The organism is Bradyrhizobium sp. CCBAU 051011 (assembly GCF_009930815.1).
Taxonomy (GTDB): Bacteria; Pseudomonadota; Alphaproteobacteria; order Rhizobiales; family Xanthobacteraceae; genus Bradyrhizobium.
This window is the reverse complement of the sequence record NZ_CP022222.1, coordinates 4,564,383-4,584,382: the sequence shown is the minus strand read 5'-3', so window position 1 is coordinate 4,584,382 and position 20,000 is coordinate 4,564,383. Positions and strand designations below refer to the sequence as shown.

17 protein-coding genes are annotated in these 20,000 nt (G+C 63.3%); 10 read left to right on the top strand and 7 right to left on the bottom strand.

What is annotated here, in order from left to right; all coding sequences use genetic code 11:
- Positions 1 to 230: 230 nt before the first annotated feature.
- The 3 genes from ACH79_RS21525 to ACH79_RS21515 form a co-directional block, all read right to left on the bottom strand.
- Positions 231 to 2,177 (bottom strand): alkyl/aryl-sulfatase, encoded by a 1,947-nt coding sequence (locus tag ACH79_RS21525; protein ID WP_161852777.1) that lies wholly within the window; start codon positions 2,175 to 2,177, stop codon positions 231 to 233.
- Between the two features lie 50 nt (positions 2,178 to 2,227).
- A complete protein-coding gene (locus tag ACH79_RS21520; protein ID WP_161852776.1) occupies positions 2,228 to 4,048 on the bottom strand; it encodes an NAD(P)/FAD-dependent oxidoreductase in 1,821 nt (606 codons plus the stop codon).
- A 200-nt stretch (positions 4,049 to 4,248) separates the two neighbouring features.
- The gene (locus tag ACH79_RS21515) at positions 4,249 to 5,253 is read right to left on the bottom strand and encodes an ABC transporter substrate-binding protein (protein WP_161852775.1); all 1,005 of its coding nucleotides are present in this window, start codon (positions 5,251 to 5,253) and stop codon (positions 4,249 to 4,251) included.
- A 98-nt stretch (positions 5,254 to 5,351) separates the two neighbouring features.
- Between ACH79_RS21515 and ACH79_RS21510 the strand changes: the two genes are divergently transcribed.
- The 6 genes from ACH79_RS21510 (at position 5,352) to ACH79_RS21485 (ending at position 10,561) form a co-directional block, all read left to right on the top strand.
- A complete protein-coding gene (locus tag ACH79_RS21510) occupies positions 5,352 to 5,999 on the top strand; it encodes a TetR/AcrR family transcriptional regulator (protein ID WP_161852774.1) in 648 nt (215 codons plus the stop codon).
- Positions 6,000 to 6,087: 88 nt separating this feature from the next.
- Positions 6,088 to 6,858 carry an ABC transporter permease gene (locus ACH79_RS21505; protein ID WP_161852773.1) on the top strand — a complete coding sequence of 257 codons (771 nt, stop codon included), beginning with the start codon at positions 6,088 to 6,090 and terminating at the stop codon, positions 6,856 to 6,858.
- A 13-nt stretch (positions 6,859 to 6,871) separates the two neighbouring features.
- Complete coding sequence (locus ACH79_RS21500) at positions 6,872 to 7,909, top strand: NAD(P)-dependent oxidoreductase (RefSeq protein WP_161852772.1); 1,038 nt, start codon at positions 6,872 to 6,874, stop codon at positions 7,907 to 7,909.
- Complete coding sequence (locus tag ACH79_RS21495; RefSeq protein ID WP_161852771.1) at positions 7,896 to 8,720, top strand: GNAT family N-acetyltransferase; 825 nt, start codon at positions 7,896 to 7,898, stop codon at positions 8,718 to 8,720. Before ACH79_RS21500 ends, ACH79_RS21495 begins: the two co-directional genes overlap by 14 nt.
- Before the next feature lie 9 nt (positions 8,721 to 8,729).
- The gene (locus ACH79_RS21490; RefSeq protein ID WP_161852770.1) at positions 8,730 to 9,785 is read left to right on the top strand and encodes a dihydrodipicolinate synthase family protein; all 1,056 of its coding nucleotides are present in this window, start codon (positions 8,730 to 8,732) and stop codon (positions 9,783 to 9,785) included.
- The gene (locus ACH79_RS21485; RefSeq protein WP_161852769.1) at positions 9,773 to 10,561 is read left to right on the top strand and encodes an ABC transporter ATP-binding protein; all 789 of its coding nucleotides are present in this window, start codon (positions 9,773 to 9,775) and stop codon (positions 10,559 to 10,561) included. Before ACH79_RS21490 ends, ACH79_RS21485 begins: the two co-directional genes overlap by 13 nt.
- Before the next feature lie 5 nt (positions 10,562 to 10,566).
- Here the strand turns inward: ACH79_RS21485 and ACH79_RS21480 are convergent, their stop codons facing one another.
- The 3 genes from ACH79_RS21480 to ACH79_RS21470 are packed head-to-tail and all read right to left on the bottom strand — an operon-like array spanning position 10,567 to position 14,504.
- A complete protein-coding gene (locus ACH79_RS21480; RefSeq protein WP_161852768.1) occupies positions 10,567 to 11,670 on the bottom strand; it encodes an ABC transporter ATP-binding protein in 1,104 nt (367 codons plus the stop codon).
- 28 nt (positions 11,671 to 11,698) lie between these two features.
- Complete coding sequence (locus ACH79_RS21475) at positions 11,699 to 12,733, bottom strand: ABC transporter substrate-binding protein (protein WP_161852767.1); 1,035 nt, start codon at positions 12,731 to 12,733, stop codon at positions 11,699 to 11,701.
- Between the two features lie 34 nt (positions 12,734 to 12,767).
- Positions 12,768 to 14,504 (bottom strand): iron ABC transporter permease, encoded by a 1,737-nt coding sequence (locus ACH79_RS21470; RefSeq protein WP_161852766.1) that lies wholly within the window; start codon positions 14,502 to 14,504, stop codon positions 12,768 to 12,770.
- A gap of 269 nt (positions 14,505 to 14,773) precedes the next feature.
- Between ACH79_RS21470 and ACH79_RS21465 the strand changes: the two genes are divergently transcribed.
- Positions 14,774 to 16,165, top strand: a complete 1,392-nt coding sequence (locus ACH79_RS21465; protein ID WP_161852765.1) for an MFS transporter — start codon at positions 14,774 to 14,776, stop codon at positions 16,163 to 16,165.
- Positions 16,166 to 16,198: 33 nt separating this feature from the next.
- On the opposite strand, the gene ACH79_RS21460 is transcribed toward ACH79_RS21465, so the two are convergent.
- Complete coding sequence (locus ACH79_RS21460; RefSeq protein WP_161852764.1) at positions 16,199 to 16,627, bottom strand: DUF1772 domain-containing protein; 429 nt, start codon at positions 16,625 to 16,627, stop codon at positions 16,199 to 16,201.
- 63 nt (positions 16,628 to 16,690) lie between these two features.
- Between ACH79_RS21460 and ACH79_RS21455 the strand changes: the two genes are divergently transcribed.
- The 3 genes from ACH79_RS21455 (at position 16,691) to ACH79_RS21445 (ending at position 19,990) form a co-directional block, all read left to right on the top strand.
- A complete protein-coding gene (locus ACH79_RS21455; RefSeq protein ID WP_161852763.1) occupies positions 16,691 to 17,149 on the top strand; it encodes a MarR family winged helix-turn-helix transcriptional regulator in 459 nt (152 codons plus the stop codon).
- A 188-nt stretch (positions 17,150 to 17,337) separates the two neighbouring features.
- A complete protein-coding gene (locus tag ACH79_RS21450) occupies positions 17,338 to 17,787 on the top strand; it encodes a (2Fe-2S)-binding protein (RefSeq protein WP_161852762.1) in 450 nt (149 codons plus the stop codon).
- A gap of 10 nt (positions 17,788 to 17,797) precedes the next feature.
- Positions 17,798 to 19,990 carry a molybdopterin cofactor-binding domain-containing protein gene (locus ACH79_RS21445; protein ID WP_161852761.1) on the top strand — a complete coding sequence of 731 codons (2,193 nt, stop codon included), beginning with the start codon at positions 17,798 to 17,800 and terminating at the stop codon, positions 19,988 to 19,990.
- Positions 19,991 to 20,000: the final 10 nt, after the last annotated feature.

The window sequence follows — 20,000 nt, the reverse complement described above, 5'->3', positions numbered from 1 at the left end:
CGCAAGACGGCCGTAGGGTGGGCAAAGCGCAGCGTGCCCACCATCAAGCAATGGATCCGGACAGATGGTGGGCACGGCGCGTAGGCGCCTTTGCCCACCCTACAACTCTCCACGCTCCGTCATTGCGAGGAGTGAAACGAGAAGCAATCCATCTCACCGCGCATGGAGAATGGATTGCTTCCGCCCTTCGCCAAGGCTTCGGCGGACAAGTCGCTTTGCTCGCAATGACGCTAGGAGATCACTGTCCGCTTCGGCTCGACGATCTCGAACATTCGCGGGAATTCATCCATCAGCATCATCAACTCGCCGAGACGCATCGGGTTGCCGGCGGCCTTGATCTTGCCGGCGCTGACCGCTTCGGGGAACGTGGTCAGCTTGGCGATCACGTCGTCGAGCACGCCGCGTGCCAGGGTAAAGGTAGCATCGGCGTCGGCGGCTTGCGCGCCGGCTGTATAAGTCAGCGCGCAATTTTCCAGGTTGAGAATGAAGCTCTCATTGGTATCGGTGAAATTCCAGTTCAGCACGATGCGCTGGCCTTCGGCCTTGGGGCCATTCAGACGAACGCCGAGCACGTCCCAGAGCTGCTCGGTGCGCAGCGCGGCCAGCGTTTCGCGCGGCATCGTGGAACGCGGCGGCGCCTTCGGCATGCCCTGCCGCAATTCCTGCGCACCGAACAAATAAGCGTTGCGCCAAGTCGAACTTTCGGAGGCATAACCGAGCTGTTCGAAGGTATCGGCAAGCATCGCCCGCGCCGCCTGATTGTCTGGCTCGGCGAACACCAGATGGCTCACGGCTTGCGCGACGAAGCGGAATTCGCCCTTGGCAAAATCCGCTCGCGCCCGCGTCAGGATTGCGTCCGCGCCGCCCATATACTCGACATATTTCTTGCCTGACTCGACCGGCGGCAAAGGATCGAGGTTGACCGGATTGGCGTCGTACCAGCCGAGATATTTTTGGTAGATTGCCTTCACGTTATGCCTGATGTGACCGTAATAGCCGCGGCCGTGCCAGGCGCCCTCCAGGCTCGCCGGCAGGCGGATGGTCTCCGCGATCTCGGCAGCGGTGAGCCCGTGGTTCATCAGGCGAACGGTCTGGTCATGTGCGAACTTGTAGAGATCGCGCTGCTGGCGGATCATGGTATCGATCCGCTCCTGGCCCCAGACCGGCCAATGGTGCTGGCCGCACATCGCATCCGCCTTGCCGCCCCACATCTGCAAGGCTTCGCCGAGATACTTTGACCAGGCCAGCGCGTCGCGCACGTCGGCGCCGCGGAACGGCAGCAGATTGTGGAAATTATGCGTACAGTTTTCCGCAAGGTTGAGAAGCTTGTAGCGCGGGATGAAGAAATGCATCTCGGCCGGCGCTTCGCTGTTCGGCGCCATCTGGAATTCAAACTCGACACCGTCGATCGTCCGGTTGTCGCCGGTTGCCATGATCAGGTCGGTCGGACGCACCAGCGCGACCGCCCCCGCCGCCATGGTCTTGCCCAGCCCGCAATCGACCTGTCCACGCACGCCCTTGGCAAGGAACGGCCCGAACTGATACTGCGCACGCCGCAGCATGGCCGGGCCGGCGATGATGTTTTCGGAGACCGCATGCTCCATGAACAGATTGGGCGCAATGATCGGCACCTCACCGCCGGCGCGCATTGCATCGTCGAGCACGCCGCGCGCGCCGCCCCAATGGTCGGTGTGGGTATGGGTGAAGATCACGGCCGCGACCGGCCGTTTGCCGCGATGCTGGAAATAGAGCTCCATCGCCGCCCGCGCGCCTTCGATCGAGGTCAGCGTATCAACCACAATCACGCCGCTGTCACCCTCGATCAGCGTCATGTTGGCGATGTCGAGCCCGCGCACCTGATAGACGCCTGATACCACCTCGAATAGGCCGTGATGCATGTTGAGCCGCGACTGCCGCCACAGGCTGGGATCGACCGTCAGCGGCGCTTGCTCAGCGGAAAGAAAGCCATAAGGCTCGAGGCTCCAGAACACCCTGCCCTGTGGCGAGGTGATCTTTGCGTTCTCCACCGTGCCAACGAAGCCGCGCGTCGCGTCGTCGAAATCGCGCGTGTCGGAAAACGGCAGCGCCTTCAGCGTCGCCGCGTGCTGCGCGATGACGGAGGCGGAAGCTTCCTTTGGAGACTCCCGGGGTGTTTCGATCGTGGCTGGTTGGCTCATTGTTGCTTGCTCCCTTGCACAAGACAGAAGGTCGAAAAACCCGAACGACGTCAGCGAAACTGCAGTCCCTCGAACTCGCCGCTGTTGCGCCAACCCTCGATATATTTGAAGTAGGCCATCGGGCCTGCGGGATGGCCGACATTGAGCTTGGCCGCAGGACCGGGCTCGCGTCCTTCATTGTTGTAGTAGCCGGGCGTGCAGTCGGGCGAGCCGATCATGCGGCCGGCGCCGGTCAGCAGCAGCTCGACCCAGCGCTCTTCCGCCTCCCTGGTGACCTCGATCTCCTTGAAGCCGTTCGTCTGGGCATGCCGGACCATCAGCGCGATGGTCCGCGCGGCTTCGGTCAGGTTGTGCGGCACGTTGGAGATGAGATTGGCGCCCTGCGTCGGCTGGACGAAGAAGGCGTTCGGAAAGCCGTGAACGTGAATGCCGTGCTTGGTGCGCATGCCGGACGCCCAATGCTCCGACAACTTGACGCCGCCACGGCCGGTCAGGTCGAAGCCGGCGCGCCCCTTGTACTCGGTGCCGACCTCAAATCCCGAGGCATAGATGATACAGTCGAGCTGGTATTCCCTGCCCGCAACCACGACACCGTTCTTGGTGATACGCTCGACGCCCTTGCCGTCGGTATCGACGAGATGCGTACCCGGCGTGTTGAAGGCCTGCAAATAGGAATCGTGGAAGCACGGTCGCTTGCAGAGCTGGCGATACCAGGCCTTGAGCTTTGCGGCGGCCTCGCGGTCATTGACGATGCTGTCAACCCGGGCGCGGATTTCCTCCATCTTCTCGAAATCGGAATCCTCAAACGCCGCCAGCATGTTTGCCGGCGTTCGCTGCTCGCGCGGCAGATGCATGACCTTGGCGCGAATCCGCCGCGACAGATCGGTCCAGCCGTCCTGCACCAGATCCTCTTCCGCAGAGCCGCCGGCCTGGTTCGCCGTAAAATTCTCCAGCCAGCGCTGCTGCCAGCCGGGTGTAGCTATCCCTGCAAACCACTCCGGATCGATCGGCGCGTTGGCCCTCACATCGACAGAGGACGGCGTGCGCTGGAAGACGTAGAGCTCCTTGCAGGCACGCGCGAGATGCGGCACGCACTGCACCGACGTCGCGCCCGTGCCAATGATGCCGACGCGCTTGTTCGCCAGCTTTTCCAACGGTGCGCCGGAGGGGTTGCCGCCGGTGTAGTCATAGTCCCAGCGGCTGGTGTGGAACGAATGGCCCTTGAACGAAGAGATGCCGGCAATGCCGGGCAGCTTCGGCACGTGAAGCGGGCCCGTACCCATACCGATGAACTGCGCGGTGAACGCATCGCCACGGTTGGTGCGGATATTCCAGCGCGATTTTGCCTCGTCCCAATCGAGGCTCACGACCTCGGTGTGGAACAGCGCGTTGTCGTAGAGACCATATTGCTTGCCGATGCGCTGGCAGTGCGCGAGGATTTCCGGCGCATGCGCATATTTCTCCGACGGCATGTGCCCGGTCTCTTCGAGCAAGGGCATGTAGACCATCGACGCCGTGTCGCATTGCGCGCCTGGATAGCGATTCCAGTACCAGGTGCCGCCGAAATCGCCGCCCTTCTCGATGATGCGGACGTCCGTGACCCCGGCTTCCGACATTCGCGCTGATGTGGCGAGGCCGGCAAAGCCGCCGCCGATGAAGGCGAAGGTGACGTGGTCGGTTTTCGGCTCGCGCGCGGTGACCGGCGTATAGGGATCGTCGAGATAATGCGCGAGCTGCCCCGCGACGCGGATGTACTGATCGTTGCCTTCCGGGCGCAGCCGCTTGTTACGCTCCTCCAGATATTTCTGGCGCAGCCGCTCCTTGTCGATCGGGAGGCTATGCGAGGACGGGGCATGGTCAGTCATTGTCATCCGGGCGCCTTTCGGAAGTGGCGAAGGTGCCCATCATTATCATTGTTCCCCTCGTCTGCGCAGCCGTGATTGCGAGCGAAGCGAAGCAACCCACCTATCTACGCAGGGATAGGTGGGCTGCTTCCGCCTTCGCTCTCCGAGCTACGGCGGACAGGTCGTCGCTTCGCTCCTCGCAATGACGGACGAGAGAGCCTGCCCAACTACTTCTTCACCTTGCTCGCATCCATCTTGATTGACGTATCCAGCATCTTGACCGAAAACGCCGTGTTCACGTCGAAAGGCTTTTCCATGCCGAAATAGGTCTGCACCAACTCGTAATCCTTCTTCATCCGCTCGGCGTCGATCCAGCCTAGCGCCTTGGTCGTGGTGAATTCATCCGTCATCAAAAACTTGATGCGCTCCCACTGGCGCTGCTGGTTTTCCTTGTCCAGACCCGAAGCCTGGTCAAGCAGCGCCTTGAGGCAAGGCGCAACGTCGGCGACGCAGGCGGCATAGGCCTTCTGGCTGATCTTGACGAACTCCTCGACCAGTTTCGGATTCTTTTGCAGATAGGCGCCGTTGACGATCAGCGAGTTGCCGTAGGGATTGAGCCCGATATCCTTCCAGTTGATGAAGCCGAGATCGGCGCCGAACTCGATCACCTTCAAATCGTGCTCGTTGTAGAAGTCGCTGATGATATCGACGGTATGGCTCTTCAGTGCCGCGATCTTGGCGGTCGGGCCGACATTGACGAAATTCACCGAGTCGGGTGCGATGCCGGCGGCCTTGGCGAAGGCCGGCCACATTACCCGCGAGGCATCGCCGGGCGGATTGCCGATCTTGTGGTTCGGAAAGTCCTTCGGCCCGTTCACGCCATAGCTCTTCAGCCAGTAGAAGGTCTGTCCAGTGTTGGCGTAGATGCTCATCAGCGCCACCACGTCGGCGCCCTTGCTCTTGGCCACCAGCGCGGTCGCGAGATCAGCGATGCCGAACGGCGAGCCGCCGGAGCCGACTTTCAGGGAGGAAACGCCGGAGCCCTTGCCAACCTCGATCGTGAGATCGATGCCGGCCTTCTCGTACCAGCCTTGTGACTTGGCGTAGTAGAACGGCGAATGATCCGCCGTCGGCGTCCAGTTCAGGACGAGGTTGACCGCCTCGGCCGCAACGCTGGGAGCAGCCGGCATGGCAAGCGCAAGCGCCAATCCCGCAATTCGCAAAGCCTTCATTGCACCCTCCTCGTTCTGCAACCGATCTTGTCGTCGCGCATCCGTGACGCTACCAATGCAACAAGGGACCAGACGACTTGTCAACTATTTGGTTGGAAATGCCCAAGAAACGACCTGACGACTTAAAGCCGCAGCGGCGCGATCCGGCCGCGACCCGGAAAAAACTACTGACGGCGGCGCGGCGCGAGTTCGCCAGCAGCGGCCTTGCCGGCGCCCGCGTCGATGAGATTGCCGCGCGCGCGGGCGTTAACAAGCAGCTTGTCTACCACTATTTCGGCGACAAGGACGCGCTCTATCTGGCGGTACTGGAATGGGTCTATGAGGAAATCCGTGCCCAGGAGCGCGAGCTTAACCTCGAGGGACTGCCGCCCGAGCAGGCGATCAAGAAGCTGATCGAAAGTTCCTTCGACTACCTCGCCGCACACCCTGACTTCATCGTGCTGCTGAACGACGAAAACCGTGGCGGCGCCCGCCATGTCCGCGGTTCGCGCAAGCTGGAAGCGATGCATTCGCCGCTGGTCAGCCTGGTTTCGACCACCCTGTCCCAGGGCGTGAAGGCCGGCATCTTCCGTAGAGGTATCAACCCCGTTCACCTCTACATCTCGATCGCCGGACTCAGCTATTTCTACTTTTCGAATACGCCGACCCTGTCGGCGATCTTCGGCAAGGACCTGTCGAGCCGGGCCGCCCGGCAGGCCCGCCGGAAACACGTGGTCGATCTGGTGATGCATTCGCTGCGCCCCTAATCAACCAGATGGTTGATCGGTAGGAGAGGCCGCGATAGATTGCCGCCACGCGGCCGGGAACCGGCTACGAGTCTAACGGGAGTATCTGGTGTTCAGCGGGGATGGCGGATCGGCACGGTCTTTCGCGATCATCCTGATCGTGCATCTGGCCGTGATCGTGCTCTGGCAGGTGCTGGTCGACCTCTTTCAGGTGCCGAAATTCATCCTGCCTTCGCCGCTTGCAACCGTCAAGACGCTGGGCACGCCCGGTTATGCCTGGCTTTCCAATCTCGCGGTGACGGCGGCCGAAATTCTCGGCGGGTTCTGCCTCGGCGCGGTGGTCGGCATCACGCTGGCGGTGATGTTCACCTGGTCGCCGCTGATCAGCCTGTTGCTGCTGCCGCTGTTCGTGACGCTGAACATGATTCCGAAAGTGGCGCTCGGCCCCCTGTTCATCGTCTGGTTCTCCTACGGCATCTTCCCGAACATCCTGATCGCGTTCTCGATCTGCTTCTTTCCGATCCTGCTGACGACAGCCCGAGGCTTGAGCGAAGTCGAGCCGGACCTGTTGGATCTCGTAAAATCGTTGCGCGGCTCGCGCTGGACATTGTTCCGGAAGATCCAGTTGCCGGGCGCGCTGCCTTACGTGTTTTCCGGAATGAAGGTTGGCGCGATCCTGGCGGTGGCCGGCGCCATCGTCGGCGAGTTCATCGCCTCCGAGCGAGGGCTCGGCTACCTCATGATCCAGGTGCAGTCGTCGCTCGATACGCCGGCGATGGTGATGGCCGTCGTGCTGCTGACATTGCTGGGCGTGGCGCTGTATGGGCTCGTGCTCGGCCTGGAGCGGATGTTCGTCGTCCGGGATATCCGGCTGCAATAAGACGGGAAGAAACATGCTGTTAACGCGCGAAAGCCTGCCGCAGACGATTTCGGATATCGCAGCACTGGACGAACTGCTGTGCCGCCCGAGCCAGGCGCTGATCGACGATCTCCACAAGGTCGACGGCGACATCATGATTTTGGGTGTCGCCGGCAAGATGGGTCCGACATTGGCCGGCCTTGCCAAGGCGGCCGCGCCGAAGCGCCGCGTGGTCGGCGTCGCCCGCTTCAGCGATGCCGGCGTGAAAAACTGGCTGCAGGCCCGCGGCGTCGAGACCATTAATTGCGATCTGCTCGACGAGACCGAGATCAAGGCGCTGCCAAAGATTCCGAATATCGTATTCATGGCCGGACGCAAGTTCGGCGCCGAGGGCGATCTCTCGCTGACCTGGGCGATGAATTCGCATGTCCCTGCCCTTGTCGCGCAGGCCTTTTCTACTTCACGCATCGTCGCGTTCTCGACCGGCTGCGTCTATCCGTTCGTGCCCGTCAACGGCAAGGGCTCGGACGAGAACATGGCGCCGAACCCGCCCGGCGAATACGCGCAATCCTGCGTCGGGCGCGAACGCATGTTCGAGTATTTCTCGAAAAAGCATTCGACGCCGGGGCGGCTGTTCCGGCTCAATTACGCGATCGACATGCGCTACGGCGTGCTGCACGACATCGCCAGCAAGGTGCTGCAGGGCAAGCCGATCGACGTCAGCCTCGGCCATGTCAATTTCATCTGGCAGGGCGACGCCTCCGCGCAGGCGCTGCGCTGCCTCGCGCATTGCGACACACCGACCTCGCCGATCAATGTCAGCGGCCATGAGATTTTGGCCGTGCGCGATCTTGCCGCGAAATTCGGCCAGCGCTTCGGCCGCGCGCCCGTCATCACCGGCAAGGAGGAGCCGACGGCGTGGCTCACCGACACTTCGCAGGCGGTGAAATTGTTCGGCCTGCCGATCGTCGACACCGAGCAACTCATCAGTTGGACCGCCGACTGGGTATCGCGATCGATGCCCAGCCTCGGCAAGCCCACCAAATACGAGGTGCGCGATGGCCGCTATTGAGCCGATCGACATCGTCGAGCTCGACGTCGACGATGCGCCAGCCGGGCTGGTATTGTCGACCGAAGCGGGCTGGAACCAGAACGAGGCCGACTGGCGCTTTTTCCTGAGCAATGGCGTTGTGTTCGGCGTGCGTCACGACACGAGGCTGGTAGCATCAGCCGCCCTGCTACCGTACTCGGCGGGCAATGCCTGGATCAGCATGGTGCTGGTGACCTCAGACTTTCGCCGCCGTGGCATTGCGACAAAGCTGGTCGACGCCTGCCTCGGCGCGGCGGCTCGGCGCGGCCTCACCGCCTGGCTGGATGCGACGCCGGCAGGCGCCACCGTCTATGGTCCGCTCGGCTTCACGCCGACACTGCAATTGCGGCGGCTGCGGCTGGAAAAGCCGCAAGGCGCCACAGCAACGCGGCTGCTGGCGGCCGGCAGGATCGACGCCTTGGCCACGCGCGATAGCAGCGCCATGGGGTTCGACCGAAGCACGTTGCTGTCGGAATTTTCTGCGCGACCGGGCTCGCGCATCGTGTCGGATGATCGCGCCATGGCCCTCGTACGCGATGGGCGCGCCGCGCGGCAGATCGGGCCACTGCTGGCCGATCGAACCGAGCAGGCGCTGGCGCTGGTGGACGCCATCGTCGGCTCCGAGACTGGACCGTGGCTGATCGACGCCGTTCATTCTCAGGAAGCGTTTCTGCAGGAGCTCGTTCAGTCAGGCTGGAACATCGAGCGGCCGTTTCAGCGGATGCGCTTTGGCCGTCCCACCGCGCCGCCTGCGCAACTGCCGTTCGCCGTCGCCGGGCCGGAATTTGGATAGGAAGTGCCGATGCACCACAGCGAGATCAAGGCCGAAGTCCGCAAGCTGATCGCCGACGGCACCGTGCTGCCGGCGCATCCGCTTGCGCTCGATGCCAACCGCGCGCTCGATGTCAGGCATCAGCGGGCGCTGACGCGCTATTACCTCGATGCCGGTGCCGGTGGCCTCGCCGTCGGCGTGCACACGACCCAATTCGCGATCCGCGAGGTCGGTCTGTACCGGCCGGTGCTGGAACTGGCAGCGGAGACCGCCGCTTCATGGGCCCAACGACCGGTCGCGATGGTCGCGGGGCTCGCCGGTCCGACAAAGCAAGCCGTTGCGGAGGCGCAGACTGCACGCGGCATCGGCTACCATGCCGGCCTGCTCAGCCTTGCAGCGATGAAATCGGCTTCCGAGGACGACATCATCTCCCATTGCGCGGCGGTGGCACGCGAGATCCCGCTGGTCGGCTTCTATCTGCAGTCGGCGGTCGGCGGCGTCATCCTCAGCGCCGATTTCTGGCGCCGCTTCGCTTCCATCGATAACGTCATCGCGATCAAGATCGCGCCGTTCAATCGCTACCGGACGCTTGACGTTCTGCGCGGCGTGGCGGCGGCCGGCGCGCTCGACCGGGTCGCGCTCTATACCGGCAATGACGACCACATTCTGCTGGACCTCACTTTGCCCTTCGATCTGCGCGACAAGGGCGTCACCACCCGCGCCTACTTTAGGGGCGGCCTGCTCGGGCACTGGTCGGTGTGGACCGCGAGCGCGATCATGCAGTTCGAGATGTGCAAGGCAGCGCGCGGCAAGGACACCGTACCGGCCGATTTGTTGGCGCTCGACGCCCGCGTCACCGATTGCAACAGCGCATTCTTCGATGTCGCCAACAATTTCCATGGCTGCATCGCAGGCTGCCATGAAGTGCTGCGGCGGCAAGGATTGATGCAGGGCCTCTGGTGCCTCGATCCCGCCGAGGGTCTCAGCCCCGGCCAGATGCAGGAGATCGACCGCGTCTGCCGCGAGCATGCCGACCTTTCCGACGACACCTTCGTGAAGGCGAACCTGCAGAAATGGCTGGCATGAGCGCCGACGAGCCTTTCATCAGCCTGAAGAACGTCCGCAAGGTCTATCGGTCCAAGGGCACGGAATTCCTCGCCGTCTCCGATGTCACCATGGACGTGAAGGAAGGCGAGCTGGTATCCCTCGTCGGCCCCTCCGGCTGCGGCAAGACCACCGTGCTGAAGATCCTGGCCGGGCTGCATGATGCCGATGGCGGCACCATCAAGATCGGCAATTCGAGAACACCGTTCGACCCCGCGCGCGACATCGGCATGGTGTTCCAGCAGGCCCTGCTGCTGAAATGGCGAACTATCCTCGATAACGTTTTGCTGCCCGCCGAAATCGTCGGCCTGCCCATGAAGCCGGCGCGGGACCGCGCCCGCGACCTGCTCAACCTTGTTGGCCTCGCCGGCTACGAGAACAAATATCCGCAGCAATTGTCCGGCGGCATGCAGCAGCGCACGGCGATTGCGCGCGCGTTCATCCACGACCCAAAACTGATCCTGATGGACGAGCCGTTCGGCGCGCTCGATGCGCTGACCCGCGAGCAGATGAACCTCGAAATGCTGCGGATCTGGCGCGAGAGCGGCAAAACCATCCTGTTCGTGACGCACTCGATTCAGGAAGCGGTGTTTTTGGCCTCGCATTGCGCCGTGCTCACCGCAGGCCCGGCGCGGATGGCGGAATATTTCCCGATCGAGCTGCCGTTTCCCCGCGCATTGCCGATCAAGACCACGGATGAGTTCGGCGCCTATGCGCGGCGGATTTATGAAAGGCTGGGGTTGAGCCCGAGCGCTTGAGCTTCCTACTCGTACGCCACAGGCCCGGTATCGCGATAAGCCCAGCAACTTTCCCGCGGCAGCGAAACCTCGGTCTCGATCCCCACCTGATGGCGGGCCGCGGTGCCGAGCTCGACCACCTCCAGCCGCCGGCCGAACAGCTCGATGCCATAGGCGGTCTGCGTGCCCTGGTAGCGGCGATCGAGCACGCGAGCGGAAAAGACGTTGGCGCCGTTGTGCTGGCCGATCGTGATGTTTTCCGGCCGCAGCGCGATGCGTACCTTCTCATCCGGGCTGAGCGGATGCAGCAAGGCCACCTCGCCGCGCCGCCCCTCGCCGAAATCGACTGTGCCGAACGCGCCGTTGCGCGACACCAGCGTGCCGGCGAGCTCGTTGGTCGCGCCGGTGAAATTGGCGACGAACAGATCCGCCGGCCGGTTATAGATCGCGTCAGGCGTATCCATCTGCAGCAGCTTGCCGTCGCGCATCACGCCGATGCGGTCGCCCAGCACCACCGCCTCGGCCTGGTCATGGGTGACATACAGCGCGGTCATTCCGGTTTGCTTGAGGATGACGCGCAGATCGTCGCGCAGCCGCAACCGCAATTTGGCATCGAGATTCGACAGCGGCTCGTCGAGCAGCAGCAATTGCGGCCGGTAGACGATGCTGCGCGCCAGCGCCACGCGCTGCATCTGCCCACCAGACAATGCGACCACCGGCCGCTCGGCATATTCCGACAGGCCGACCAGTTCGAGCGCCTCGTCGACCTTGCGGCGGGCGTCCGCGCGAGAGAGTTTGCGGTGCTTGAGCGGATAGACCACGTTCTGCCGCACCGTCATATGCGGCCACACCGCATAGGACTGAAACACCATGCCGAGATCGCGCAACCGCGGCGGCACCAGAATGCCACGCTCGGGCGACGAGACGACCTTGCCGGCAATGCTGATCTCGCCCGATGTCGGATGTTCCAGCCCCGCGACGCAGCGCAGCGTCGTGGTCTTGCCGCAGCCGGAGGGACCGAGCAGAACCACGATCTCGCCGGCCGGCACGCCGAAACTGACGCCGTCGATCGCCGGCCGGCCGATCGCAAACTGCTTGCGCAGGTCGGTAACTTCGAGGGTCGCCGTCATCGGTCCGACAATTCCACTGATCTGACGATCATTGCGCGTAGCCGTAGGTCTTGTTCCACTCGGCCACCCAGGCCGTGTGCAACTTCACATACTCGTCGAACTTGGGGAACCAGACCTTGACCACCTTGGGATCAAAGCCCTCCGGATAGGCCGGCGGCACCTTCAGCGACGTGAGATTGCCGAGCTCCTTGATCATGAACGTCTGGCCCTCCTTCGACAGGCACCAGTTGAGAAACAGCTTTGCGGCGTTGGGGTGTGCGGCGGTTTTCGGAATGCCCGTGGCATAGGGATTGACCGGTGCGCCCTCCGGCGGAAAGAAGATCTGGATCGGCGCGCCATCCTTCTGCTTTGGATAGATCGCGTTGTAGAGCAACGGCCCCATGGCGATTTCGCCGCGTACCAGCGAATCCGACATCGGCGCGCCCGATGGATAAAGTACCGGACGGGTCGCTGCCTGCTTGGCCCAATAATCCTCGCCGAGCACCTGGCGTTCGAACATCACGCGGGTCCATGTGGTGCCGCCAGACGGGGCGATCACCTGCCCGGTCAATTTGTTGTATTCGGGCTTGGTAAGGTCCATCCAGGTCTTGGGCGGGCTCTTCACCAGTTCGGTGTTGTAGGCGATCGACCATACCAGCGTGACGCGCGGCCAGAGCTGCGGTGCGATTTTCGATTCGGGATTGTAGTCGGCGGCATTTGGCGGCGCGTAGTCCTGGAACATGTCCGCCAGGGGCTGCATCAGCGCGCGGTCGGAATGATCGACCACGTCGGCGATGAGTTTTCCGGCCGCCGCTTCGGTCTTCACCCGGGTGATGAGTTGACCACCTGGCGCGCGCACCATCTCGATCTTGATTTCGGGGAATCGCTTGTTGAAGGCCTTGATGACCTGCTGTTCGACCTCGGCGAAATTCGCGGTGTAGAACACCAGCTTGCCTTCGGCTTTCGCCGCCGCGATTAATTCGGGCGGACCGAATTCCTGCGCCTGTGCCCGCGCGCCCCATGTGAGTGCGAGACCGGCGATGCCGGCGGCTGCCACGATGTTGGTGAGGATCCTTCCAGTCATAGCCAATCCCTCCCTTCCTTTGCCCTTCGTTTTGTTATCCGGTCCGGGCGACGCTGCCCTGCGCCGCACCGCGCGACAGCCAATTGGCGCCGCCAATGAGAACGCCGAGCAGAACGGTTTGCACCAGGCTGAATGCGGCGGTCTTTCCGAGGTTCCCGCCCTCGTAATAGTCGAGCAGCAGCACCGACATCACCATGGTGTCGCTGGTGTAGAGAAACAGCGACGAGCCGAGTTCGCGGATCGCGAGCACAAACAGCAGCGTCATCGAGGCCATCACGCCGGGCCGCGCCAGCGGCAGCACGATCGTCCTGATGGTGCCGAGCACGCCCTTGCCGCAGACCCATGCCGCTTCCTCGAGCTCGCGATGGATTTGCAGGAACGAGGTCGACAATGATTTGACCGTATCCGGCATGAAGCGCGCGATGAACGCCAGCGCCAGAATCCAGATGGTGCCGTAGAGACCGCCGGGAATGCCGATCCATGCCCAGAGATAGGCAACGCCGACCACGAGGCCCGGGATCGCCACCGGCAAGGTCGAGATCACGTCGATCCAGCGCCGGCCCATCACTTGCGTGCGGTGGATGGTGTAGCCGATCGCAAAGGCGAGCGCCCCGCCGACCACGGCGGTGATGATACCGACCTCGACCGCATTGTAGATCGAACGCATGGTCAAGGGATTGTCGAAGATGCTGTGAAAATGCATCAGCGAATACTGCCTGGCGTCGAACAGGCTCGAGACGTCGCGGATGAACATGAATTTCCGGAACGCCGCAACGATCAGCGCCAGCGACGGCAGCACCACCACGATCAGGAGATAGACGATGCCGAGACCGAAGGTGAACCAGCGCCAGCGCCCGAGATCGAGGCTGCGCGGCCGGAACGCCTTGCCGGCGACGGTGGTGTAGCTGCGGCCGCTCAGCACCTTGTGCTGCAAAAACACCAGCAGGCCCGTGACGGCCATCAGGATGATCGCCACTGCAGCGGCGGTGTTGTAGAGCGGCGGCGACCAGTTGGTGAGCTTGAAGATGTAGGTGGTGAGCACCGCCAGGTTGGTCGGCGCCCCCAGCACCGCGGGGATGCCGTAGATGCCGAGCATGACGATGAACGACAGCAGCATGCCCGAGACGATCGCCGGCATGATCAGCGGAAACGTCACCGTGAACAGCGTCGCGAACGCGCTGGCGCCGGAAATCTCGGCAGCCTCCTCCAGGCTCGGGTCCATGTTGCGCAGCGCCGACGAGGTGAACATGTAGACATAGGGCGCGTAATAGATGCCGAACACGAACACCAGTCCCCACATCGAATAGAAATCGACGCGCCAGTCGAGCCCAACCCATTTGAACATGGTGTTGATCAGGCCGGTCTTCGGGGAGCCGAGAATGGCCCATGCGACGCCCGCGACCAGCGGCGGCGCGAACAGCGGCAAAATGCTCGCGGCCGCGATAAAACCCTTGAACGGCGTATTAGTGCGGACGACGATCCAGGAAAACAGCAATCCGACTGCGACCGCAATCAGCGTGCCGCCGCCGCAAGCGATCAGCGTATTGGCGAGCGCCTCGGCGACGTTCGGGTTCGCCAGCACGGTGAGGAAGTTCGTGACTGAGAGGTGACTAAGCTGGATGCCGTCGACCACCGGATTGGTGTCGGTGAGCGCGCCGAGCAGCAGCATCAGGATCGGATAGATGACGAGGAAGCCGAGGATTCCGAGCAGGAGCGAAACCCACAACCCCGCCCCTACGCGCCCACGCCCGCCCTCACTCGCGCTACGCATGACCTCGCTGCGCCGGCTCGCCAGTCCGTCCAAAGCGTTTTCCCTCGCCGGTGACCGTCTTTTTATAAAACTGCGGTCGCTGTGCGCCCAAGCCTAGTCGATCGTTCGGCAGGCGGAAAGGTATCCGAAGGTCGGCGCGCGGATATGGCGCGGCGGGCGTCCATCCCTTCGCATACGCATCATGCAGCGGTGTGCCTGTGGCTTGCACCGTGTCCGTAGTACACGCCGCCGTGGGCGCGACCGCCCCCGGCGTGGAGAGCCCGAACGAAATGACCGCAGATGCAACCGCAAAGCCATCAACCGCGCCGATCGACGGCCTGCCCCCGGAACTCCGGCGCTGGGCGGTCGCGGCGATCTTTACCGCGCTGGCGATGGCTTCGCTGGATACGGCAATTGCGAACGTCGCACTTCCCGCGATTGCCGCCGACCTCCATGTCAGCCCGGCCGACGTGGTCTGGGTGGTCAATATCTACCAGATCGCGCTGGTGGCGACGCTGCTGCCGCTCGGTGCGCTCGGCGAAATCGTCGGCCATGAGCGAATCTATATCGGCGGGCTCATCCTGTTCACGCTGGCTTCGCTCGGCTGCGCCCTGGCATGGTCGCTGCCCAGCCTGACAGCGGCCCGGGCGCTGCAAGGGCTGGGCGCCAGCGGCATCATGAGCGTGAACGCGGCGCTGGTCCGCTTCGTCTACCCGACCCACATGCTCGGCCGTGGCTTCGGACATAACGCACTGGTGGTTGGAACGGCATTCACATTCGGCCCGACCATTGCCTCGGCGATCCTTGCGATCGGAACATGGCCGTGGCTGTTTGCGATCAACATCCCCTTCGGCGTAATCGCGATCTGGATCGGCCTGAAGACGCTGCCGAAAACGCCGCGCGCGAAGCACGCCTTCGATTTTGCCAGCGCAGCACTGACCGCGAGCTGCCTCGGGCTTTTCATCATCGGCATCGGCAGTGCCGCGCATCAGGCGCCACCCGCCCTTGTCGGACTGGAGCTTGGCGCTGCGTTGCTGCTTGGCTGGATCATGATGCGCAGAGATGCGGACCATCCGGCGCCGATGTTGCCGATCGATCTGTTTCGGCGGCCGATGTTCGCGCTGTCGGCCGCAACTTCGGTCTGCGCATTCGCGGTGCAGGGACTGGCGTTCGTCTCGCTGCCCTTCTACTTCGAGGACGTGCTGCACCGTTCGCAGGTGGAGACCGGCTTCTTCATGACGCCGTGGCCGCTGGTGGTGGCGATCATGGCGCCGATCGGAGGCCGATTGTCCGACCGCTATCCCGTCGGCATTCTCGGCGGCATCGGGCTGGTGCTACTCGGCATCGGCATGGCGCTGCTGGCGACGCTGCCGCCGGACCCCAGCATTGCCAACATCGTCTGGCGCACCGTGGTCTGCGGGATCGGATTCGGCTTTTTTCAAACGCCCAATTTGCGGGCGCTGATGGCGAGCGCGCCGCCGCATCGCAGTGGCAGCGCGAGCGGCATCGTCGCGACCGCGCGCCTGACCGGACAAACCCTCGGCGCGGCGCTCGCCGCCCTGTGCTTTGCGCTGGCCGGCCATAATGGTGCGACCGTGGCGCTGGCGCTCGGAGCCGGATTTGCTGCGCTCGGGAGCCTGATGAGTTTCCTGCGCCTCGCCGTAGGCGCAGAGAAAACGTGACGGCCGGCGACGCAGCACGGCCAGCCGCTACTGCTAGTTGAGCGCCCAGAGATAGGCCAGCGTCGCCGCGATCCCGAGACCCGTCCTGACCGCGTGCAGCCCTCCCCACTTCACGATCAGCGCACGTGATTGCGGGCCGGCGTCCTTCTCGTCGAGAGCGTTCAGTACGCGGTTGGTCGGCATGATGCCGATCAGCGTATAGGGCCAGTTGGCGAGAATGAGCACCGCGCCGACGATCCAGCGCCAGTCCCCGGTCAACCAGGCGGCGATCAGGCCAAACACGCCTGAAATCACCGCACAACTCGCCTGCATCGTAAAGCCGCGCGCATAGCTTGGCTTCCACTGTCGCAACAGACCTCGGTCATCGAGAGCCAGCCTGGCCGGCTGTTCGGCGAAGTTGATGAAAAATGCGGCGCCGGCGAATGCCGCGGCGACGATCGTCGCTAGCTGTCCTGCAAACATGACTCACTCCAGATATCGTTTGCTAATTGACAATATATTGTCATCTTGGGTACTAATAGTCAAATGGCGACAAAACGACATACGCCCGGCGGCGAGGCCCTGACCGATCTGGTGCTGGCGGTGTTCCGGCTCAACGGACGGCTGCTCGCGGCCGGCGACCGCCTTGTGGCCGATCTCGGTCTGACCAGCGCGCGCTGGCAGGTGCTGGGCGCGATCGCCCTTTCGCCAACCCTGCAGCCGGTGGCGTGGCTGGCGAGAAGCATGGGGCTTAATCGCCAGGGCGTTCAGCGCATCGTCAATGAGATGCGGGACGACGGCCTCGTCGAGCTGCGCCCCAACCCAAATCACCGCCGCGCCCATCTCGTTGCGCTGACCAGGCGTGGACAGGATGCCTTTTCGGCCGCCACGAATTTGCAGGCGCCGTGGGCAAATGCCCTCGCCAAGGGGATCTCGCCCAACGAGATTGCCGCCGCCAGTCGAACCTTGAAGGCGCTGAACGAGCGCCTCGATAGCGCGGATTAGCCCCGCCGCGCCGATGGGTGGCGACCGCGCCCACCCGCCGCAACACCGGCTGGTCAAGTTTCATCCGGCACGAAAACGAGTTTTTTATCGTGCGCACAAACGCATTTTCTTGATTTGAACTATTCCAAGTTGCGGGCCATCTTCCGCGCGCAGCTCCCTCGGTGGATGGAGCGAACAGGGGATACGCGATGGCAAATCTCACAATTAACGGCAAATCGATCAATGTGGACGTCGAAGACGACACGCCACTTCTTTGGGCAATCCGGGAGAACGTCGGGCTGACCGGCACCAAATATGGGTGCGGCATTGCACAATGCGGCGCCTGCACCGTGCACATCGATGGCGTCGCGATGCGCTCCTGCGGCGTTACCGTCAGCGAAGCGGTCGGCAAGCAGATCACTACGATCGAAGGTCTCGCCACTGGCGGCACGCTGCATAAGGTGCAGCAAGCCTGGGTGGCCAACGACGTGCCGCAATGCGGCTATTGCCAGGCCGGCATGATCATGGCGGTTGCGGCGCTTCTCAAGGAGAAGCCAAAGCCTACCGACGAAGACATCAACGAGGCCATCACCAATATCTGCCGTTGCGGGACCTTCCAGCAGGTCCGCGAGGCGATCCACGCCGCCGCGAACGCTTGAGGAGGACGCCATGAACAAGCACGTCATGCCCAAGCTCAACCGCCGCGCCTTCGTAATCGGCACCGCTGCTGCCGGCGCCGGCCTCGCGATCGGTCTCGATATTCCCTTCGGCGGACCGAAGGTCGTCCGCGCCGCCGACGGCTCGCCGGAAGTCAATGTCTGGGTGGTGATCCGCCCCGACAACACCACGGTAGTTCGCGTCGCCCGCTCGGAAATGGGCCAGGGCACCCTCACCGGCCTCGCCCAGCTCGTCGCCGAAGAGCTCGAATGCGACTGGTCGAAGGTCGTCACCGAATATCCGACACCGGGTCAAAGTGTCGCACGCAAGCGCGCCTGGGGCGATTTCTCGACCGGCGGCAGCCGTGGCATCCGCACCAGCCAGGAATATGTCCGCAAGGGCGGCGCCACCGCGCGCATGATGCTGGTGCAGGCCGCCGCGAACGAGTGGAAGGTGCCAGCCTCGGAATGCAGCGCGGCCAACAGCGTCATCACCCATACGCCGTCGGGCCGGACCACGACCTACGGCAAGGTGGTCGAAGCCGCAGCCAAGCTCACGCCGCCGGCCGACGCCGACGTCAAGCTGAAGGATCCGAAGGACTGGAAGATCGCCGGCAAGGGCGTGAAGCGGCTCGATACCGTCGACAAGACCACGGGCGCAATGATCTACGGCGCCGATATCAAGCTGCCCGGCATGCTCAACGCCGCGATCAAGGACGCGCCGGTCTTCGGCAGCAAGCTGAAGAGCTATGACGAAGCCAAGATCACCGGCATGAAGGGCGTCAAGAAGGTGGTGAAGGTCGGCGATAGCGCAGTCGCCGTCGTCGCCGACACCTGGTGGCACGCCAAGACCGCGCTCGATGCGCTGCCGATCGTCTGGGACGAAGGCGAGAACGCAAAAGTCTCCAGCGAGTCGATCGCAAAATGGCTGGCCGAGGGCCTCGACAATTCGCAGCCGGCCTTTATCGGCAACCAGAACGGCGATGCCAAGGCGGCGATTGCCTCTGCCGTCAAGAAGGTCGAGGCGGTCTACAACTATCCCTACCAGAACCACGCCACGATGGAGCCGCTGAACGCGACCGCGGTCTATACGCCGGACAAGTGCGAAGTCTGGTGCGGCACGCAGAACGGCGAAGCGGCATTTGCCGCCACGATGGAAGCGTCGGGATTGCCGGCCGAGAAATGCGAGGTGCACAAGCTCATCCTCGGCGGCGGTTTTGGCCGCCGCGGCATGACCGACTACGTCCGGCAGGCGGTTCTCATCGCCAAGGAGATGCCGGGCACGCCGGTCAAGCTGCTATGGTCGCGCGAAGAGGACATGGCGCAAGGCAAATTCCATCCGGTCACGCAGTGCAAGCTGACCGGCGCCTTCGATGCCGACAACAATCTCACGGCGCTGCATGTGCGATTGTCCGGCCAGTCGATCCTGTACACCGTGCGTCCGGCGGCGCTGGTGAACGGGATGGATACGGCTGCGTTCCAGGGGCTCAGTCCTTCCGGCGACGCTGCGATCGGCTACTCCGTGCCGAACCTGCTGGTCGAGCATTCCATGCGCAACCCGCACGTTCCGCCCGGCTTCTGGCGCGGCGTCAACGTCAACCAGAATGCGATCTACATGGAATGCTTCATGGACGAACTGGCGCATTCGGTCGGCCAGGACCCGGTCGAATTCCGCCGCAAGCTGATGAGCAAGCACCCCAAACATCTCGCCGTGCTCAACGCCGTGGCCGAGAAGATCGGCTGGGGCAAGCCCGCGCCGCAAGGCGTCTATCGCGGGATTGCGCAGGTGATGGGCTACGGCAGCTATGTCGCGGGTGCCGCCGAAATCTCCGTCACCGAGGGCAGCAAGATCAAGGTGCATCGCATTGTCGCTTCCACCGATCCCGGCTACATCGTCAACCCGGCGCAGGTCGAGCGGCAGATCGCGGGCTCTTTCGTGTACGGCCTGTCCGCCCTGTTCTATGGCGGCTGCACGGTGAAAGACGGCAAGATGGAGCAGACCAACTTCGACACCTACAATTCCATGCGCATCGCCGAGATGCCGAAGGTGGAATGCGTGATGGTGCCGAGCGGCGGCTTCTGGGGTGGCGTTGGCGAGCCGACCATCGGCGTCGCCGCACCCGCGGTGCTCAACGCCTACTTCGCGGCCACCGGCAAGCGGATTCGTTCGGTGCCGCTGAAGGACCAGAACATCACGTTCGCCTGACAAAAGTAGC

Coding starts and splice junctions, on each gene's coding strand:
- ACH79_RS21515 (WP_161852775.1), bottom strand. CDS start 5,253: ATGAAGGCTTTGCGAATTGCGGGATTGGCGCTTGCGCTTGCCATGCCG.
- ACH79_RS21490 (WP_161852770.1), top strand. CDS start 8,730: ATGCACCACAGCGAGATCAAGGCCGAAGTCCGCAAGCTGATCGCCGAC.
- ACH79_RS21460 (WP_161852764.1), bottom strand. CDS start 16,627: ATGTTTGCAGGACAGCTAGCGACGATCGTCGCCGCGGCATTCGCCGGC.
- ACH79_RS21520 (WP_161852776.1), bottom strand. CDS start 4,048: ATGACAATGACTGACCATGCCCCGTCCTCGCATAGCCTCCCGATCGAC.
- ACH79_RS21465 (WP_161852765.1), top strand. CDS start 14,774: ATGACCGCAGATGCAACCGCAAAGCCATCAACCGCGCCGATCGACGGC.
- ACH79_RS21500 (WP_161852772.1), top strand. CDS start 6,872: ATGCTGTTAACGCGCGAAAGCCTGCCGCAGACGATTTCGGATATCGCA.
- ACH79_RS21510 (WP_161852774.1), top strand. CDS start 5,352: ATGCCCAAGAAACGACCTGACGACTTAAAGCCGCAGCGGCGCGATCCG.
- ACH79_RS21445 (WP_161852761.1), top strand. CDS start 17,798: ATGAACAAGCACGTCATGCCCAAGCTCAACCGCCGCGCCTTCGTAATC.
- ACH79_RS21485 (WP_161852769.1), top strand. CDS start 9,773: ATGGCTGGCATGAGCGCCGACGAGCCTTTCATCAGCCTGAAGAACGTC.
- ACH79_RS21480 (WP_161852768.1), bottom strand. CDS start 11,670: ATGACGGCGACCCTCGAAGTTACCGACCTGCGCAAGCAGTTTGCGATC.
- ACH79_RS21475 (WP_161852767.1), bottom strand. CDS start 12,733: ATGACTGGAAGGATCCTCACCAACATCGTGGCAGCCGCCGGCATCGCC.
- ACH79_RS21455 (WP_161852763.1), top strand. CDS start 16,691: ATGGCGACAAAACGACATACGCCCGGCGGCGAGGCCCTGACCGATCTG.
- ACH79_RS21525 (WP_161852777.1), bottom strand. CDS start 2,177: ATGAGCCAACCAGCCACGATCGAAACACCCCGGGAGTCTCCAAAGGAA.
- ACH79_RS21470 (WP_161852766.1), bottom strand. CDS start 14,504: ATGCGTAGCGCGAGTGAGGGCGGGCGTGGGCGCGTAGGGGCGGGGTTG.
- ACH79_RS21450 (WP_161852762.1), top strand. CDS start 17,338: ATGGCAAATCTCACAATTAACGGCAAATCGATCAATGTGGACGTCGAA.
- ACH79_RS21495 (WP_161852771.1), top strand. CDS start 7,896: ATGGCCGCTATTGAGCCGATCGACATCGTCGAGCTCGACGTCGACGAT.